The following is an 18,912-nucleotide window of genomic DNA, read 5'->3' as shown; positions in this document are numbered from 1 at the left end:
CGTCTTGCCATGGTCAACATGGCCAATCGTCCCAATGTTGCAGTGAGGCTTCGAACGGTTGAACTTCTCTTTGGCCACGGGGCTCTCCGTCGGTCTTTATTCGATGTTGATACGAATTCGCTTCAGAAACTCAGGCCTTCCGCATCACGCGTACTTGGCCTGAACCTCCTGCGCGACGTTCGACGGCACCTGCTCGTAGTGGTCGAACTGCATGGTGAAAGTCGCACGGCCCTGCGAGAAGGACCGGAGCGTATTGACGTAGCCGAACATGTTGGCGAGCGGCACCATCGCGTTCACGACGTTGGCGTTACCACGCATGTCCTGGCCCTGGATCTGGCCGCGGCGGGAGTTGAGGTCGCCGATGACCGAACCGGTGTAGTCTTCCGGGGTGACGACCTCGACCTTCATGATCGGCTCGAGCAGCACCGGACCGCCCTTCTGCAGGGCTTCGCGGAAGGCCGCACGCGAGGCGATTTCGAAGGCCAGGGCCGACGAGTCGACTTCGTGATAGGCGCCGTCGATGAGGGTCACCTTGACGTCCACCACCGGGAAGCCGGCGAGCACGCCATTACCGAGCACGCTCTCCAGACCCTTGTTGACGCCCGGGATGTACTCCTTGGGCACCGCGCCGCCGACGATCGCGCTTTCAAAGGCAAAGCCCTTGCCGACCTCGTTCGGCTCGACGATGAACTTCACCCGGGCGAACTGACCGGTACCGCCGGTCTGCTTCTTGTGGGTGTAGTCGACCTCGGTCTTCTTGGTGATCGTCTCGCGGTAAGCGACCTGCGGGGCGCCGATGTTGGCGTCGACCTTGTAGGTGCGCTTCAGGATATCGACCTTGATGTCGAGATGCAGTTCGCCCATGCCCTTGAGGATGGTCTGGCCACTCTCGTGATCGGTCGACACGCGGAAGGACGGGTCCTCCGCCGCCAGCTTCGACAGGGCGATGCCCAGCTTCTCCTGGTCGGCCTTCGACTTCGGCTCGATCGCGATCTCGATGACGGGCTCGGGGAACTCCATCTTCTCGAGGATCACGGGCTTGGCCGGATCGCAGAGCGTATCACCGGTGCGGACTTCCTTGAGGCCGGCCAGAGCGACAATGTCGCCCGCATAGGCTTCCTTGATGTCCTCGCGGTTGTTCGCATGCATGAGCAGCATGCGGCCGACGCGCTCGCGCTTGTCGCGGGTCGAGTTCAGCAGGCCCATGCCGGTCTCGAGCTTGCCCGAGTAGACGCGGCAGAAGGTGATCGTGCCGACGAAGGGGTCGTCCATGATCTTGAACGCGAGAACCGACAGCGGCTCGGAATCGGACGGCTTGCGATCCGTCTCTTCTTCCGTGTTGAAGTCGATACCCTTGATCGCGCCACGATCGATCGGGCTCGGCAGGAAATCGCACACCGCGTCGAGCAGCGGCTGCACGCCCTTGTTCTTGAAGGCCGAACCGCAGAAGACCGGGTTGAACACGCGGCCGATGACGGCCTTGCGGATGAGCTTCTTGAGGGTCTCCTCGTCGGGCTCGACGCCCTCGAGGTAGTTGCTCAGCGCATCGTCGTCGAGCTCGACCGCCGCCTCGACCAGCTTGCCACGATATTCGGCAGCCTTGTCGGCGAGATCGGCCGGGATCTCCTCGTCGTGATACTTCGCGCCGAGCTCTTCATTGTCCCACACGACCGCCTTCATGCGGACGAGGTCAATGATGCCCTTGAAATTGTTCTCGGAGCCGATCGGCAGCTGGCAGCAGACCGGCTTGCCGTCCACGCGGTCGATGATCATCTCGACGCAGCGATAGAAATCCGCACCGGTCTTGTCCATCTTGTTGACGAACACGATGCGCGGCACATTGTACTTGTCGGCCTGGCGCCAGACGGTCTCGGTCTGGGGCTCGACGCCCTGGTTGCCGTCGAGCACGCAGACGGCGCCGTCGAGCACGCGCAGCGAACGCTCGACTTCAATGGTGAAGTCGACGTGGCCGGGAGTGTCGATGATGTTCAGGCGCTTGCCATGCCAGAAAGCGGTCGTCGCGGCCGACGTGATGGTGATGCCGCGCTCCTGCTCCTGGGTCATCCAGTCCATGGTGGCAGCGCCATCATGGACTTCGCCGATCTTGTGGCTCTTGCCGGTGTAATAAAGGATCCGCTCGGTCGTAGTGGTCTTGCCGGCATCGATGTGAGCCATGATGCCGAAGTTGCGGTAGTCTTCGATAGCGTGCGTGCGCGACATATCAGATCCTCGTCCCGGCTCTCGTCATCACCAGCGGTAGTGAGAGAAGGCGCGGTTCGCCTCGGCCATGCGGTGCGTGTCTTCACGTTTCTTCACGGCGGTGCCGCGATTGTTCGAGGCGTCAAGCAGTTCGCCCGACAGACGCTCGACCATGGTCTTCTCGTTGCGGCCGCGAGCAGCCGTGATCAGCCAGCGGATGGCCAGCGCCTGACGACGCTCGGGACGCACCTCGACCGGAACCTGGTAGGTGGCGCCGCCGACGCGACGGGAACGCACCTCGATGGCCGGGCTCACATTGTCGAGCGCCTGGGTGAACACGCCCAGTGGCTCCGCCTTGGCGCGGTTCTCGACCAGGTCGAGCGCACCATAGACGATAGCCTCAGCAACCGACTTCTTGCCGTCATACATGACGGCGTTCATGAAGCGGCTCAGCACCTCGGACCCGAACTTCGGATCCGGCGTGACTTCGCGGCGCTCTGCACGATGACGACGGGACATCGCTCAAATCCTCACTTCGGCCGCTTGGCGCCGTACTTCGAACGGCGCTGCTTACGATTCTTGACGCCCTGCGTATCGAGCACGCCGCGCAGGATGTGATAGCGCACGCCCGGAAGATCCTTGACGCGGCCGCCGCGGATCATCACCACGGAGTGTTCCTGCAGGTTGTGCCCCTCGCCGGGGATGTAACCGATGACTTCGTAGCCATTGGTCAAACGAACCTTGGCGACCTTACGAAGCGCCGAGTTCGGCTTCTTCGGGGTCGTCGTGTAGACGCGGGTGCAAACGCCGCGCTTCTGCGGGCTGGCCTGCAGCGCCGGAACCTTGTTCCGGGCCTTCTGGGCTTCCCGCGGCTTGCGGATCAGCTGGTTGATCGTCGGCACGTGTCTCGCCTTCGTCTCGCGGCGCTCGGACTGAAGAAGCCCTGCGCTAACCCAATTTCCGCGGCCACAACCGCATTCTTGGCTCTCAACGGATCGGAACCGTCAGCTCGACCCAGACCCATCGGCCCGCTCCGACATGGCTGCGAACGAAAGAAGCGCCGCCGGCCAGTTCCTGGCCGAGGGCGCTGTACGTTCAGAGGATCACGCGGACGGTTGGATCAACCGCCGGAATGCGCGATCATGCGCCGGATTTGGTCGTGCATGCGTCCCGGCAGCGTCTTGGGATTCTCTGTCCAGACAAGGCGTCCGAACGCGGTAATTCCAACCGCCTGCCGTGAAAGTAGGCGCCTTCTACGCGCCGACTCGCCTTTCGTCAACCCCGAACTGCGATTTCACGCGCTCACGGCCCCGTGCGAGCCGTTGTAGACGTTAGATTTCGTCCCATAGGCCCCGGACGCAATTAACGAATAAGGCGATTGATCATACCGGGTTGGCGGCGGCAGTGGAATCGCCCCCGGCCGAATCCGCGCCGCGAACGGCGTCGAAAGCGGAACGAATCCCCTTGAGTTCGTCGCGCAGGGCCAGGAGATCCGGCAAGGCGCGACCCGACGCGCAAAGCAGCGCCTGGGGAATCGCCCTCGCCTTCTCCTGAAGAGCCCGGCCTGCGTCCGTCAGACCGACGATGAGTTGGCGCTCATTGTCGGGATTCCGCCGGCGCGTCACCAGCCCCATGGCCTCCAGCCGCTTGAGCAACGGCGTGAGGGTGCTCGGATCGAGGAACATCCTGTCGGCGATTCCGCCGACGGTCTCCTCCCCCGCCTCCCACAGCACCAGCATGACCAGATATTGCGGATAGGTCAGGCCAAGCGGCTCCAGCAGCGGCCGATAACTGCGCATCACGGCATGGGTTGCCGAATAGAGGGCGAAGCAGAACTGCCCCTCCAAACTGCGGCCGTCATCCATCCCTGTCATGTCCCTCTCCTGCTCGGTCCTGGCGGCTTCCGGCCGCGATGCGGTATCGCCCCCGCCCCTTACATTATCTAGATAATAGTTTGTGCGATAATTTTTAGATGGACAATGGTCGGAGAATGTCCTATCAGCATTTACATCGTACGCGATATTTTATCGCAAACTAAACTGACGCCGGCATTTCACGCCAAGGAGCTCACCATGAAGGTTCTCTACAAGACCCAGGCAACCGCCACCGGTGGTCGCACCGGTTCCGCCGCCACCTATGACGGCGCGCTCAAGGTCGATCTCGTCACTCCGAAGGAACTCGGCGGGCCCGGTGGCGCCGGCAACAACCCGGAGCAGCTCTTCGCCGCCGGCTATTCGGCCTGCTTCCTCGGCGCGGTGAAGTTCGTCGCCAGCCAGCTGAAGATCAAGGTGGCGGACGACAGCACCGTCACCGCCGATGTCGGCATCGGCCCGCGCGACGACGGCCAGGGCTTCGGCCTCGACGTGGCGCTCACCATCTCCTTGCCGGGCATCGAGCGCTCGGTCGCCGAGGATCTCGTGAACCGCGCCCACATCGTCTGCCCCTACTCCCACGCCACGCGCGGCAGCCTCGACGTCCGGCTGACCGTCGCCTGAGCGATCCGGCCCAGCCGCACCAGATACGCAAATGAAAAGGGCCGCTCCCGGAGGAGCGGCCCTTCTTCTTTGTCAGGCTCTCGCTGCTGGACCAATCACTCGGCGGCGGCGGGACCTTCAATCTGCGGCGCGTTGCTCGCGACGTTGTCCTGCTCGTTCTGCGCGGCGATCAGATCGTCGCGGGTCGTGGCCGTGACACGCAGCTTGGACATCTGGGCGCCGGTGCCGGCCGGGATAAGACGGCCGACGATGACGTTCTCCTTCAGGCCGGCGAGGTCGTCGGACTTGCCGTTGACCGCCGCTTCGGTGAGCACGCGCGTCGTCTCCTGGAAGGAGGCGGCGGAGATGAACGAGCGGGTCTGCAGGCTCGCCTTGGTGATGCCAAGCAGGACCGGATGACCGGACGCGGGCTTCTGGCCCTCGGCGATCAGCCGCTCGTTGAGCTCGTTCAGCTCCGCGACGTCGACCTGTTCGTTGGTGAGCAGATCGCTGTCGCCGGCGTCGTCGATCTCGACCTTCTGCAGCATCTGGCGAACGATCACCTCGATGTGCTTGTCGTTGATCAACACGCCCTGCAGCCGGTAGACCTCCTGGATCTCGTTCACGAGATAGGCGGCGAGTTCCTCGACGCCCTTGATCGCCAGGATGTCGTGCGGCGCCGGGTTGCCGTCGACGATGAAGTCGCCCTTCTCGACGAGGTCGCCATCCTGCAGATGGATGTGCTTGCCCTTCGGGATCAGATACTCGGCCGCATCGTCGGTCGAATCCTGCGGCTCGATGGAGAGGCGGCGCTTGTTCTTGTAGTCCTTTCCGAAGCGGATCGTGCCCGAGATCTCGGCGATGATCGCCGCATCCTTCGGACGACGGGCCTCGAACAGCTCCGCCACGCGCGGCAGACCGCCCGTGATGTCGCGGGTCTTGGCGCTTTCCATCGGCACGCGGGCAAGAACGTCACCCGCCTTGATGTGAGCACCCGGGTCGGCCGAGAGAATGGCATCGACCGGCAGCGTGTAGCGGGCGTCGCCGCCGCGCTGCAGCTTGAGCACCTTGCCGTCCGGCCCCTTGACGACCAGCGACGGACGCAGCTCCGAGCCGCGGCCCGTGCGCCAGTCGGTGACGACGCGCTTGGCGATGCCGGTCGACTCGTCGACCGTCTCGCTCAGCGAGGCGCCTTCCACCAGGTCCTCGTAGCCCACCGTTCCCTCGACCTCGGTGAGGATCGGGCGGGTGTAGGGGTCCCACTCGGCGATGCGCTGGCCGCGCTTGATCGTGTCGCCCTCGTCCACCTTCAGCTTGGCGCCGAACTGGATGCGGTGCGCCGCCTTCTCCGAGCCGTCGTGATCGACGATCAGGACGGAGAGGTTGCGGCTCATCGCGATCAGTTCGCCTTCCGAGTTCCGCACCACGTTGCGGTTGCGGATCTTCACCGTGCCCTCGAAGGAAGCCTCGATGAAGGACTGCTCGGACAGCTGCGCCGCGCCACCGATGTGGAAGGTGCGCATGGTGAGCTGGGTGCCCGGCTCGCCGATCGACTGCGCCGCGATGACGCCCACGGCCTCGCCGATGTTCACCGGGGTACCGCGCGCGAGGTCACGGCCGTAGCAGGTGCCGCAGACGCCGTTCTTGGCCTCGCAGGTGAGCACGGAGCGGATCTTGATCTCCTGCACACCCGCCTTGGTGATGCGCTCGACATCGGCCTCGTCGATCATGTGGCCGGCCGGGATGAGCACGTTGCCCGTGCCGCCCTCGATCACGTCTTCCGCCGTGGTGCGGCCAAGGACGCGCGAGCCCAGCGTCGCAACGATCTGGCCGGCGTCGACGATGGCACGCATGGCGATGCCGTTGTCGGTGCCGCAATCGCGGATCGTGATGATGCTGTCCTGCGCCACGTCGACCAGACGACGGGTCAGATAGCCCGAGTTCGCGGTCTTCAACGCGGTGTCCGCGAGGCCCTTACGAGCGCCGTGGGTCGAGTTGAAGTACTCGAGAACCGAGAGGCCTTCCTTGAAGTTCGAGATGATCGGCGTCTCGATGATCTCGCCCGACGGCTTGGCCATCAGGCCGCGCATGGCCGCGAGCTGACGCATCTGCTCGCGCGAACCACGGGCGCCCGAATGGGCCATCATGTAGATCGAGTTGATCGGCTTGGCCCGGCCCGTCTTGGGGTCGGTCTTCACCGCCGAAATCTCGGCCATCATCTCGTCAGCCAGACGCGCGGAGCACTTGCCCCAGGCGTCCACGACCTTGTTGTACTTCTCGCCCTGGGTGATCAGGCCGTCATTGTACTGCTGCTCGTACTCCTTGGTGAGAGCACGGGTCTCTTCGACCATGTCCCACTTCTTGGAGGGCACCACCATGTCGTCCTTGCCGAACGAGATGCCGGCGCGGAAGGCGTTGGAGAAGCCGAGCGTCATGATCCGGTCGCAGAAGATGACCGTCTCCTTCTGACCGCAGTGGCGGTAGACGGTGTCGATCATGTTCGAGATTTCCTTCTTGGTCATCAGCTTGTTGACGACGTCGAAGGTGGTCTTCGGATTCTTCGGCAGCAGCTCGCCGAGCTTCATGCGGCCCGGCGTGGTCTCGTAGATCTTCGAGGCCGGGTTGCCGTCCTCGTCCACGCCGATATAGCGCCCGCGCACCTTGGTGTGCAGCGTGATGACCTTGTTGGCCAGCGCGTGGTCGATCTCGCCCATGTTGGCGAAGGCCATGCCCTCGCCGGGCTCGCCGTCGCGCATCATGGTCAGGTAGTACAGGCCGAGCACGATGTCCTGCGACGGCACGATGATCGGCGCGCCGTTCGCCGGGTGCAGGATGTTGTTGGTCGACATCATCAGCACGCGCGCTTCGAGCTGCGCCTCGATGGACAGCGGCACGTGCACCGCCATCTGGTCGCCGTCGAAGTCCGCGTTGAAGGCGGCGCAGACCAGCGGGTGAAGCTGGATCGCCTTGCCTTCGATCAGCACCGGCTCGAACGCCTGGATGCCCAGGCGGTGCAGCGTCGGGGCACGGTTCAGCATCACCGGATGCTCGCGGATCACCTCATCGAGGATGTCCCACACCTCGGGACGCTCCTTCTCGACGAGCTTCTTCGCCTGCTTCACGGTGGCGGACAGGCCCTTCGCGTCGAGGCGCGAATAGATGAAGGGCTTGAACAGCTCCAGCGCCATCTTCTTCGGCAGGCCGCACTGGTGCAGCTTCAGCTCGGGACCGACGACGATCACCGAACGGCCGGAATAGTCGACGCGCTTGCCGAGCAGGTTCTGGCGGAACCGGCCCTGCTTGCCCTTCAGCATGTCGGCGAGCGACTTCAGCGGGCGCTTGTTGGCGCCGGTGATGACGCGGCCGCGGCGGCCGTTGTCGAACAGCGCATCGACCGCTTCCTGAAGCATGCGCTTCTCGTTGCGGATGATGATGTCCGGCGCCTTCAGCTCGATCAGCCGCTTCAGGCGGTTGTTGCGGTTGATGACGCGGCGGTACAGGTCGTTGAGGTCGGAGGTCGCGAAGCGGCCGCCGTCCAGCGGGACGAGCGGGCGCAGGTCCGGCGGGATGACCGGGACGTGCGTCAGGATCATCCACTCCGGCTTGTTGCCGGACTCCTGGAAGGCCTCGACGATCTTCAGGCGCTTGGCGAGCTTCTTCGGCTTGAGCTCGGTGGTCGCCTCGGCGATCTCCTTGCGCAGGTCGCCAGCGATCTTCTCGAGGTCCATGCCGCGCAGGATCTCGCGGATCGCCTCCGCGCCGATCAGCGCGGTGAACGAGTCGTCGCCATACTCTTCCTGGGCGCGCAGATAGTCCTCTTCCGAGAGGAGCTGACGCTCCTTCAGCGGGGTGAGGCCCGGCTCGATGACGCAGTAGTACTCGAAGTACAGGATGCGCTCGAGGTCCTTGAGCGTCATGTCGAGCAGCAGGCCGATGCGGCTCGGCAGCGACTTCAGGAACCAGATGTGCGCGACGGGAGCGGCGAGCTCGATGTGGCCCATGCGCTCGCGGCGCACGCGCGACAGCGTGACCTCGACGCCGCACTTCTCGCAGATGATGCCCTTGTACTTCATGCGCTTGTACTTGCCGCACAAGCACTCGTAATCCTTGATCGGGCCGAAGATGCGCGCGCAGAACAGACCGTCACGCTCGGGCTTGAACGTGCGGTAGTTGATCGTCTCCGGCTTCTTGATCTCACCGAAGGACCACGACAGGATCTTTTCCGGACTCGCGATCGAGATCTTGATCTGATCGAAAGTCGGCGCCGGCGCCGCCGGGTTGAAGAGATTCATGACCTCTTGATTCATCGCCGTCTCCTTCGGCTGGACCCCGGCACCGCCGCCGCGTGTGCCTGTGGTCACTGAAAAGTCTGGTCTATCGAGCGGTCGAAAGGGGCGGACGCCGCGTCGGCGCCCGCACCCCTGTCAGTCGGTCATTCGGCCGCCGGCAAGCTCTCGCCCGGGGTCGGCACCGCCGAGTGGGTCTTGGAGTTCATCAGCTCGACGTTCAGGCCGAGCGAACGCATCTCCTTCACGAGAACGTTGAAGCTCTCGGGAATACCCGCCTCGAAGGTGTCGTCGCCACGGACGATCGCCTCGTAGACCTTGGTGCGTCCCGCCACGTCGTCCGACTTGACGGTCAGCATCTCCTGCAGCGTGTAGGCCGCGCCGTAAGCCTCGAGCGCCCACACCTCCATTTCGCCGAAGCGCTGGCCGCCGAACTGCGCCTTGCCACCCAGCGGCTGCTGGGTAACGAGCGAGTACGGGCCGATCGAGCGCGCATGGATCTTGTCGTCGACAAGATGATGCAGCTTCAGCATGTAGATGTAGCCGACCGTCACCTTACGGTCGAACTGCTCGCCAGTCCGGCCGTCGAACAGCGTCGACTGCGCGGACTTGTCGAGACCCGCCAGCTCCAGCATGTGCTCGATGTCCGCCTCGCGGGCGCCGTCGAACACCGGAGTGGCGATCGGCACGCCGCGGCGCAGGTTCGATCCCAGCTCGACCAGACCTTCCTCGTCGAGCGAGGCGACGGTCTCGTCCTTGCCGTAGATCTTGCCGAACGCATCCTTCAGCGGCGCGACGTCGTTGGTCTGCCGGTAGCTCTCGATGGCGCGGTCGATGACCTTGCCGAGACCCGCGCAGGCCCACCCCAGATGCGTCTCCAGGATCTGGCCGACGTTCATGCGCGACGGCACGCCCAGCGGGTTGAGCACCATGTCGACCGGCGTGCCGTCCTCGAGGAACGGCATGTCCTCCACGGGGACAATGCGCGAGACCACGCCCTTGTTTCCGTGACGGCCGGCCATCTTGTCGCCCGGCTGGATCTTGCGCTTCACCGCGATGAAGACCTTGACCATCTTCATCACGCCGGGCGGCAGTTCGTCGCCGCGCTGCAGCTTCTCGACCTTGTCGAGGAACCGCTGCTCGAGACGCTTCTTGGACTCGTCGTACTGGTTGCGGATCGCCTCCAGCTCACCCATCAGATGATCGTCGGCAACCGCGAACTGCCACCACTGGCTGCGCGGGTACTCGGTCAGCGCCGAACGGGTCAGGACGGTGTCCTTCTTGAAGCCCTTCGGGCCGGCGACGCCGGTCTTCCCGTCCAGCATCTCGGCCAGGCGGCCGAAGACGTTGCGGTCGAGGATGGCCTGCTCGTCGTCACGGTCCTTGGCGAGACGCTCGATCTCCTCGCGCTCGATCGCCTGGGCGCGCTCGTCCTTGTCGACGCCGTGGCGGTTGAACACGCGGACCTCGACGACCGTGCCGGTGACGCCCGGGGGAACGCGCAGCGAGGTGTCGCGCACGTCGGCCGCCTTCTCGCCGAAGATGGCGCGAAGCAGCTTCTCTTCCGGGGTCATCGGGCTCTCGCCCTTCGGCGTGATCTTGCCGCAGAGGATGTCGCCCGCCTGCACTTCGGCGCCGATATAGACGATGCCGGCTTCGTCCAGGTTCTTCAGCGCCTCTTCCGACACGTTCGGAATGTCGCGCGTGATTTCCTCCGGACCCAGCTTGGTGTCACGGGCCATCACCTCGAACTCCTCGATGTGGATCGAGGAGAAGACGTCGCCCTTGGAGATGTTCTCCGACAGCAGGATCGAGTCTTCGAAGTTGTAGCCGTTCCACGGCATGAAGGCGACGAGGATGTTCCGGCCGAGCGCGAGATCGCCGAGGTCGGTCGAGGGACCGTCCGCGATGATGTCGCCCTTCGCCACGCGGTCGCCCACGCGCACCAGCGGACGCTGGTTGATGCAGGTCGACTGGTTGGAGCGCTGGAACTTCTGCAGCCGGTAGATGTCGACGCCCGACTTCGACGGATCGTTCTCTTCCGTCGCGCGGATGACGATACGGGTGGCGTCCACCTGGTCGATGACACCCGTCCGGCGCGCGGCGATGGCCGCGCCCGAGTCACGGGCGACCACGGACTCCATGCCCGTGCCGACGAAGGGCGCATCGGCGCGAACCAGCGGCACCGCCTGGCGCTGCATGTTCGAGCCCATCAGCGCGCGGTTCGCGTCGTCGTTCTCGAGGAACGGGATGAGCGCGGCCGCGACCGAGACGAGCTGCTTCGGCGACACGTCCATGAAGTCGACGCGGTCCGGCGTCACCAGCAGCACATCGCCGGCATGACGGCAGACGACGAGGTCCTCGGTGAAGCGGCCTTCCGCATCGAGCGGGATGTTGGCCTGCGCGACGTAGTACTTCCCCTCCTCCATGGCGGAGAGATAGACCACCTCGCCCTGGACCTGGCCGTCGCGCACGCGGCGGTAGGGCGCCTCGATGAAGCCGTACTTGTTCACGCGGGCGAAGGTCGCCAGCGAGTTGATCAGGCCGATGTTCGGGCCTTCCGGCGTCTCGATCGGGCAGATGCGGCCATAGTGCGTCGGGTGCACGTCGCGCACCTCGAAGCCGGCGCGCTCGCGCGTCAGACCGCCCGGGCCAAGCGCCGAGAGACGGCGCTTGTGGGTGATCTCCGACAGCGGGTTGGTCTGGTCCATGAACTGCGAGAGCTGCGACGAGCCGAAGAACTCGCGCACCGCCGCCGCCACCGGCTTGGCGTTGATCAGGTCCTGCGGCATCACGGTGTCGATGTCGACGGACGACATGCGCTCCTTGATGGCGCGCTCCATGCGCAGCAGGCCGACGCGGTACTGGTTCTCCATCAGCTCGCCGACGGAGCGGACGCGGCGGTTGCCGAGATGGTCGATATCGTCGATCTCGCCCTTGCCGTCGCGCAGCTCGACCAGCGTCTTGATGACCGCGAGGATGTCCTCGCGGCGCAGCACGCGCACCGTGTCCTCGGCGTCGAGGTCGAGGCGCATGTTCATCTTCACGCGGCCGACCGCGGAGAGGTCGTAGCGCTCGGCGTCGAAGAACAGCGAGTGGAACATCGCCTGCGCGGAATCCAGCGTCGGCGGCTCGCCCGGACGCATCACGCGGTAGATGTCGAACAGCGCGTCCTCACGGGTGAGGTTCTTGTCGACCGCCAGCGTGTTGCGGATGTAGGCGCCCACGTTCACATGGTCGATGTCGAGGATCGGAAGCTCGTCATAGCCGAGTTCCGAGAGCTGCTTCAGCATCTTCTCGGTGACTTCCTCACCGGCCTCGACATAGATCTCGCCGGAGGTGGGGTTCACCAGATCCTCGGCCACGTACTGGCCGACCATCTCCTCGTCGGAGATCTTGAGGGCCTTGAGGCCCTTCTCGGCGAGCTGGCGGGCCTGGCGGACCGTCACCTTCTTGCCGGCCTCGATCACGACTTCGCCGGTGTCGGCGTCGACGAGATCGGCCACGGCCTTGTAGCCCTTCATCCGCTTGGGATCGAACGGCATGCGCCAGCCGTCCTTCGTGCGGGTAAAGGTAATGGTCTCGTAGAAGGTGTTGAGGATCTCCTCGCCGTCGAGACCGAGGGCGAACAGGAGGCTCGTCACCGGAATCTTGCGACGGCGGTCGATGCGCGCATACACGATGTCCTTGGCGTCGAACTCGATGTCGAGCCAGGAGCCGCGATAGGGGATGATGCGGGCGGCGAAGAGCAGCTTGCCCGAGGAGTGGGTCTTGCCCTTGTCGTGGTCGAAGAACACGCCCGGCGAACGGTGCATCTGCGAGACGATGACGCGCTCGGTGCCGTTCACGATGAAGGTGCCGTTCATCGTCATCAGCGGGATGTCGCCCATATAGACATCCTGCTCCTTGATGTCCTTGACGGACTTGGAGCCGGTATCCGGATCGACATCGAACACGATGAGGCGCAGCGTCACCTTCAGCGGCGCGGCAAACGTCATGCCGCGCTGGCGACACTCGTCCACGTCATATTTCGGCGGCTCGAACTCATAGCGGACGAATTCGAGCATGGCAGCGCCCGAAAAGTCCGAAATCGGGAAAACCGATTTGAAAACCGCCTGAATGCCGTCGTCCGCGCGACCGCCCTTCGGCTCTTCGATCTGCAGGAACTGGTCATAGGATGCCTTCTGAACCTCGATGAGGTTCGGCATCTCAGCCACTTCCTTGATCTTGCCGAAGAACTTGCGGACCCGCTTACGACCGGTGAACGTCTGCGCCATGTCGCTCCTCGCTCCGTCCGAGTATCCGTCCGCGCCACCCACGATCCGACGGGCAGGCCCCGCCGGCCGTCCGTGGAGGCGCATGATCGCGAAACAATCGGTCAGGGATACGGCGTCGCAACGCCCGCCCTGTCGACCATTCCGCACCGACGGCTCGCCGGACGACCCTTGACCGGATCGTCGGGGAAGCCGTCGGGCTTCCCTTCGTCGCCTTCAGGCAGAACCCGAAGACACACGCCCGAAGGCAGAGGCCGCCGGCGAACCGGCGGCCCCACGTGATCAGGAGATCACTTGAGCTCGACCTTGGCGCCAGCCTTCTCGATCTGGGCCTTGATCTTCTCGGCCTCGTCCTTGGCAACGCCTTCCTTGATCGGCTTCGGCGCGCCTTCGACGAGGTCCTTGGCTTCCTTGAGGCCCAGGCCGGTGATGGCGCGGACTTCCTTGATGACCTCGATCTTCTTGTCGCCGGCCGAAGCCAGGACAACGGTGAACTCGGTCTGCTCTTCGGCAGCCGCGGCGCCGCCGCCGGCAGCCGCGCCCGGGGCAGCGGCCACAGCCACGGCGGCCGCAGCGGAAACGCCCCACTTCTCTTCGAGGAGCTTCGCGAGCTCGGCAGCCTCGAGGACGGTCAGGTTGGAAAGCTCGTCAACGAGCTTCGACAGATCAGCCATTTGCTTAAGTCCTTGGATTTCGGTTCGAACCAGTATTACCGGGAAGCCTCACGCGGCTTCGTTCTCGCGGCTGTAGGCCCCGAACACGCGGGCGAGCTTCGCCGCCGGCGCGGTGCTGAGCTGGGCGATCTTGGTCGCCGGGGCCTGGATGAGGCCAACCAGCTTCGCACGCAGTTCATCGAGGGACGGCAGGGTGGCCAGAGCCTTCACACCATCCACATTCAGGGCCGTCGTGCCCATCGCTCCGCCGAGGATGACGAACTTGTCGTTCGCCTTGGCGAAGTCGACGGCAACCTTCGGAGCCGCTACAGGATCGCTGGAATAAGCGATGATGGTCGGACCCTTGAGCAGGGACGCGACGTGAGCGACATCCGAACCTTCGAGAGCGATCTTGGCGAGGCGGTTCTTCGCCACCTTCACGGTCGCACCGCTCGCCTTCATCTGCCGGCGCAGGGCCTGCATCTGGGCGACGGTGAGGCCGGAATAGTGGGCCACGACGACGACCGAAGTGTTCTTGAACACCTCGGACAGCGACGTGACGAGCTCTTCTTTTTGTGCTCGATCCACTTCACTTGCTCTCCGGTGGCGAGGAAGAGGACCTTCCCCGCCGGGTTTGCGCCTTGCCGCCCCTCCTCGCGGAGAGACGACGGTTAGTATCCTGTCCCCCTGGGACCGGAAAACCGGCCAAGGCGCTGGTTCGAGCCGAAAGCCAAGTCCCGGCACGCCGGAACCCTTCTTCGGTCCGTACCCCGTCTATGCTGGCCCCGGAGTGGGATTAAGCCGCCTCCGAAGAGGGGCACCGGCAGTCTCGGACAGGACTTAAAGCCGGCAGGGCGAACCCTACCGGCCTCTCCGCCCGGTTTTACGCGGGCGAAAGCTTGAGAATCTCATCAGCCCACCCTCGACTCGTCATCGAGAGCGAAACCGCCCATATAGTGGGTCCTTCGGGATTTGTCACCCCTGATAGCATCAAGGGCTTGACAAATCCACATCGCCGCGATCACGGGGCCGCGACCGGCCCCGCTCCCGCGCCGCGTCTTGCGACTGGCGATCAGCCAGCCACCAGGACGCTCGCCGGCTCGATCTTCAGGCCGGGGCCCATGGTCGAGGATAGCGCGATGCGCTGGACATAGGTGCCCTTGGCGCCGGTCGGCTTGGCCTTGACCACCGCGTCGGCAAAGGCGCGGATGTTCTCGGCGAGCTTGTCGACCGGGAAGGAGGCCTTGCCGATGCCGGCGTGGATGATGCCCGCCTTCTCGACGCGGAACTCGACCGCGCCGCCCTTGGCGGCTTCCACGGCACCCTTCACGTCCATGGTCACGGTACCGACCTTCGGGTTCGGCATCAGGCCGCGCGGGCCCAGCACCTTGCCGAGACGGCCGACCAGCGGCATCAGGTCCGGGGTCGCGATGCAGCGATCGAAATCGATCGTGCCGCCCTGGATGGTCTCGAGCAGATCCTCGGCGCCGACGATGTCGGCACCCGCCGCCTTGGCCTCGTCGGCCTTGGCGCCGCGCGCGAACACCGCGACGCGGACCGTACGGCCCGAGCCGTTCGGCAGGTTGCACACGCCACGGACCATCTGGTCGGCGTGACGGGGATCGACACCGAGATTCATCGCCACTTCGATGGTCTCGTCGAACTTGGCGGTCGCGCGCTCCTTCAGGAGAGCGATCGCCTCATCGAGGCCGTACAGCTTCGCGGGGTCAACACCCTCGCGCACGGCGCGCAAACGCTTGGAAACATTGGCCATCAGCTCAACCCACCACTTCGAGGCCCATGGAACGGGCGGAGCCCTCGATCATGCGGACCGCCGATTCGACGGTGTCGCAGTTCAGATCCTTCATCTTCTTCTCGGCGATGTCCGCGAGTTGGGCGCGCGTGACCTTGCCGGCGAAGCCGCCCTTGCCCGGGGTCTTGGAACCGGAGCCGGGCTTCTTCTTCGTGTCGAGGCCGGCGGCCTTCTTCAGGAAGTAGGAGACCGGGGGGGTCTTCAGCTCGAAGGTGAAGGAACGGTCCTGATACGCGGTGATCACGACCGGGATCGGCATGCCCTTTTCCATCTGGCCGGTCTGCGCGTTGAACGCCTTGCAGAACTCCATGATGTTCAGGCCGCGCTGACCGAGCGCGGGGCCGATCGGCGGCGCAGGGTTGGCCGAGCCGGCCGGCACCTGCAATTTGACGTAGCCGGTGATCTTCTTCGCCATAGTGGCCTCCTCGGCGGCGCGACTGCCGGTCGCAAACGCCAAAGCACACCGCCGCGACGGCTTCATCGCGGGCGGCGTATATTGAGGATCGCGGTCGCGGCACGTTTTTCACGCCGGCTGGCGAACCGGCCGTGCCTCCCGCGTATGAATGCACCCCGGAGGATGCAGGCGCTCCGTTATAGCAATTCGCGCGCCAACGCAATCGCCGGCCGCCGGAACGACGGCATCGCCGGGCCGGACAGGAAATCAGGCGGCGGAGGACAAGCTGCGCCGCCGGCCCGTTCGCCGCGCCTCGCGGGCGAGGATCGCATCGGCGTCGAGGCTGCGGATCGGCGTGCCGAGGTCGCGCGGGACGTCGCCCTCGAGCTGAAGCGCGAGGTAGCGCCCGCAGCAGACGCGCAGGAAGGAGGCGAAATTCTCGACCCCGCCATGGGTAAAGACCAGCTCCTCATGCAGCTTGGCGAGCAGCTGGGGCAGGCTCATGCCGTCGCGCTGGGCGATCTCCTCCAGCACCTGCCAGTAGAGGTTCTCCAGCCGCACGCTGGTCGAGAAGCCGTTGAGGCGCACGGACTTCAGCCGCGTCTGCCAGAGGCGCGGGTCGGCCTCGATGAAGAGCTTGCACATGAAGCGCCTCCCCTCGACGGCGGAGCCTCGCGCCCCGCCGCATCATCATAGCCGGGATCGTCCCGGGCGCGAAGGCAGGCTCACGCGAGCGTGCGCGGGCCCACCCCGCCTTGTGCTGCCGCCCTACGCGGCCGCCTTGCGCGCCGTATTCACCTCGCCGTGGGCGATGGTGGTGCCGAGCACGGTCAGGAACTGGGCGATCCAGGCCGGATGCGCCGGCCACGCCGGAGCGCTGACCAGATTGCCGTCCGTCACCGCTGCGTCGATGGCGATGTCGGCATAGGTGCCGCCCGCGAGCTCCACCTCCGGCTTGCAGGCCGGATAGGCCGAGCAGGTGCGCCCTTCCAGCACGCCCGCCGCCGCGAGCAGCTGCGCGCCGTGGCAGACGGCAGCGACCGGCTTGTTCGCCGTGAAGAAGTGACGGACCATGTCGAGAGCGCGCGCGTTGAGCCGCACATATTCCGGCGCCCGGCCGCCGGGGATCACCAGCGCGTCGTAGCGGGCTGGGTCGACATCGGCGAAGGTCGCGTTCAGCGCGAAATTGTGCCCGCGCTTCTCCGAGTAGGTCTGGGCGCCCTCGAAGTCGTGGATGGCGGTGGCGATGCTGTCGCCCGCCTTCTTGTCCGGGCAGACGGCATGCACGGTGTGACCAACCGCGAGCAGCGCCTGGAACGGCACCATGGTCTCGTAATCCTCGGCATAGTCGCCGACGATCATCAGGATGCGCTTGCCAGCCATTCGATCCTCCCTTGTTGCGCCATTACAGGCGGCGTGGCTCGCGGGAGGATAGGACGCGCGGCAGCCGCCCGGGTGTTAACCCGCTAACGCGGCCGTTGCCGCCGGACGAGGCGCAAAGAAAAAGGCGCGGACCCAGCCGCGCCTTTGACGAATTCCGCTTTGCGAATGCCGCTCAGGTCTTCTCGACCTGCCCGTATTCCAGCTCGACCGGCGTGGCGCGGCCGAAGATCGACACGGCCACCTTGAGGCGCGAGCGGGCGTCGTCGACTTCCTCGACGATGCCGTTGAACGAGGCGAAGGGGCCGTCGGACACCTTGACCGTCTCGCCGACCTCGAAGGTGATCGAGGGCTTGGGCCGCTCGATGCCTTCCTGCACCTGCTGAAGGATGCGCATGGCCTCCTTCTCGGCAATCGGCATCGGCTTGTTGTCGGCGCCCAGGAAGCCGGTGACCTTCGGCGTGTTCTTGATGAGGTGGAAGGCCTCGTCGGTCAGGTCCATCTTCACCAGCACATAGCCGGGGAAGAACTTGCGCTCGGCGTCGACCTTGCGGCCGCGGCGCACCTCGACGACCTTCTCGGTCGGAACCAGCACCTGCTCGAACAGGTCGTTCAGCCCACGCTGCGCCGCCTGCTCCTTGATGGATTCGGCGACCTTCTTCTCGAAGTTCGAATAGGCGTGGACGATGTACCAGCGCATCGGCATCGCGTCTCTCCTCACCGGCCGATCTGAAGGATCTGCGCGATGGCAAAGCTCAGGATCTGGTCGGCGACCAGAAAGAACAGCGAGGCCAGCACCACCATGACGAACACCATCGCCGTGGTGATCAGCGTCTCGCGGCGGGTCGGCCAGGTGACCTTGCGGGCTTCCGCGCGGACCTGCTGAAAGAACTCGACCGGGTTCGTCTTCGCCATGCTCGTCTCGAAACGCCTCTGATGCGGCCCGCGCCAAACGTGTGACATTGGCGCGCCGGCCTGCAGTATGTCGTTGCGAGCCCCCTTGCGGACAACCCGTAACGCAACCGTCCAAATGCACGAAGCGGGCGTATAGCCCGCAAAGCTGCCTCGCGTCAAAGGACGTTTGCCGCCTTGCCCGCCATCCGACCGAAGGGATGGCAGGAGTGGAGGGACTCGAACCCCCAACCCCCGGTTTTGGAGACCGGTGCTCTAACCAGTTGAGCTACACTCCTAAAGAAGCGGACCGGGGCATCGCCCAAATCGCCCGCTTCTCGAATCGCGAGGCACTATAGCCGGCGGCGCACGAAGGTCGAGGTACTGTACCGCCGGTATCAACAGCCCGGCGCATCGGCGCCGGGTGTTCAGGCCGGAACGGGATGCGCCGGGCGCATCCCGTCTGCATCGATCACTCGATGATTGCGGCGACGACGCCGGCGCCGACGGTGCGACCGCCTTCACGGATGGCGAAGCGCAGCTTCTCT

General features: G+C 65.0%; 16 protein-coding genes and 1 tRNA gene. 1 reads left to right on the top strand and 16 read right to left on the bottom strand.

What is annotated here, in order from left to right; genetic code table 11:
- Positions 1–144 precede the first annotated feature (144 nt).
- From fusA to FO470_RS19330, 4 genes are all read right to left on the bottom strand, one after another.
- Positions 145–2,220, bottom strand: coding sequence for an elongation factor G (gene fusA, locus FO470_RS19345; protein ID WP_144344642.1), 2,076 nt, complete (start codon positions 2,218–2,220; stop codon positions 145–147).
- Between the two features lie 27 nt (positions 2,221–2,247).
- Positions 2,248–2,718: a 30S ribosomal protein S7 gene (rpsG, locus tag FO470_RS19340; RefSeq protein WP_144344641.1), complete on the bottom strand. Its 471-nt coding sequence runs from the start codon at positions 2,716–2,718 to the stop codon at positions 2,248–2,250.
- Positions 2,719–2,729: 11 nt separating this feature from the next.
- Positions 2,730–3,101 carry a 30S ribosomal protein S12 gene (rpsL, locus tag FO470_RS19335; protein WP_018390597.1) on the bottom strand — a complete coding sequence of 124 codons (372 nt, stop codon included), beginning with the start codon at positions 3,099–3,101 and terminating at the stop codon, positions 2,730–2,732.
- 480 nt (positions 3,102–3,581) lie between these two features.
- Complete coding sequence (locus FO470_RS19330) at positions 3,582–4,064, bottom strand: MarR family winged helix-turn-helix transcriptional regulator (protein WP_418655070.1); 483 nt, start codon at positions 4,062–4,064, stop codon at positions 3,582–3,584.
- A gap of 207 nt (positions 4,065–4,271) precedes the next feature.
- Between FO470_RS19330 and FO470_RS19325 the strand changes: the two genes are divergently transcribed.
- Positions 4,272–4,694 carry an organic hydroperoxide resistance protein gene (locus FO470_RS19325; protein WP_144344639.1) on the top strand — a complete coding sequence of 141 codons (423 nt, stop codon included), beginning with the start codon at positions 4,272–4,274 and terminating at the stop codon, positions 4,692–4,694.
- Positions 4,695–4,789: 95 nt separating this feature from the next.
- Here the strand turns inward: FO470_RS19325 and rpoC are convergent, their stop codons facing one another.
- The 12 genes from rpoC to FO470_RS19265 all read right to left on the bottom strand — a co-directional run.
- Positions 4,790–8,980 (bottom strand): DNA-directed RNA polymerase subunit beta', encoded by a 4,191-nt coding sequence (rpoC, locus tag FO470_RS19320; RefSeq protein ID WP_144344638.1) that lies wholly within the window; start codon positions 8,978–8,980, stop codon positions 4,790–4,792.
- Between the two features lie 125 nt (positions 8,981–9,105).
- Entirely contained in the window at positions 9,106–13,236 is a 4,131-nt protein-coding gene (gene rpoB, locus FO470_RS19315; protein ID WP_144344637.1) for a DNA-directed RNA polymerase subunit beta, read from the bottom strand.
- A gap of 287 nt (positions 13,237–13,523) precedes the next feature.
- On the bottom strand, positions 13,524–13,907 hold the full coding sequence (rplL, locus tag FO470_RS19310; RefSeq protein WP_144344636.1) for a 50S ribosomal protein L7/L12: 384 nt from the start codon (positions 13,905–13,907) through the stop codon (positions 13,524–13,526).
- 48 nt (positions 13,908–13,955) lie between these two features.
- A complete protein-coding gene (gene rplJ / locus FO470_RS19305; protein ID WP_144344635.1) occupies positions 13,956–14,474 on the bottom strand; it encodes a 50S ribosomal protein L10 in 519 nt (172 codons plus the stop codon).
- 484 nt (positions 14,475–14,958) lie between these two features.
- Entirely contained in the window at positions 14,959–15,660 is a 702-nt protein-coding gene (gene rplA, locus FO470_RS19300) for a 50S ribosomal protein L1 (RefSeq protein ID WP_144344634.1), read from the bottom strand.
- Between the two features lie 4 nt (positions 15,661–15,664).
- Entirely contained in the window at positions 15,665–16,114 is a 450-nt protein-coding gene (rplK, locus tag FO470_RS19295) for a 50S ribosomal protein L11 (RefSeq protein ID WP_144344633.1), read from the bottom strand.
- A gap of 246 nt (positions 16,115–16,360) precedes the next feature.
- Entirely contained in the window at positions 16,361–16,738 is a 378-nt protein-coding gene (locus FO470_RS19290; protein ID WP_144344632.1) for a ribbon-helix-helix domain-containing protein, read from the bottom strand.
- A 123-nt stretch (positions 16,739–16,861) separates the two neighbouring features.
- On the bottom strand, positions 16,862–17,476 hold the full coding sequence (locus FO470_RS19285) for a DJ-1/PfpI family protein (RefSeq protein WP_144344631.1): 615 nt from the start codon (positions 17,474–17,476) through the stop codon (positions 16,862–16,864).
- A 172-nt stretch (positions 17,477–17,648) separates the two neighbouring features.
- Complete coding sequence (gene nusG / locus FO470_RS19280) at positions 17,649–18,179, bottom strand: transcription termination/antitermination protein NusG (RefSeq protein WP_144344630.1); 531 nt, start codon at positions 18,177–18,179, stop codon at positions 17,649–17,651.
- Positions 18,180–18,190: 11 nt separating this feature from the next.
- Entirely contained in the window at positions 18,191–18,388 is a 198-nt protein-coding gene (secE, locus tag FO470_RS19275) for a preprotein translocase subunit SecE (RefSeq protein WP_144344629.1), read from the bottom strand.
- Between the two features lie 198 nt (positions 18,389–18,586).
- A tRNA-Trp gene (locus FO470_RS19270) sits at positions 18,587–18,663 on the bottom strand.
- Between the two features lie 173 nt (positions 18,664–18,836).
- The coding region (locus FO470_RS19265; RefSeq protein ID WP_144343697.1) for an EF-Tu C-terminal domain-related protein at positions 18,837–18,912 on the bottom strand (76 nt) is incomplete at its 5' end.

Origin of the sequence: Ancylobacter moscoviensis (genome assembly GCF_007559435.1) — a bacterium.
GTDB lineage: Bacteria > Pseudomonadota > Alphaproteobacteria > Rhizobiales > Xanthobacteraceae > Ancylobacter > Ancylobacter moscoviensis.
This window is presented reverse-complemented; position numbering and strand designations above follow the sequence as displayed.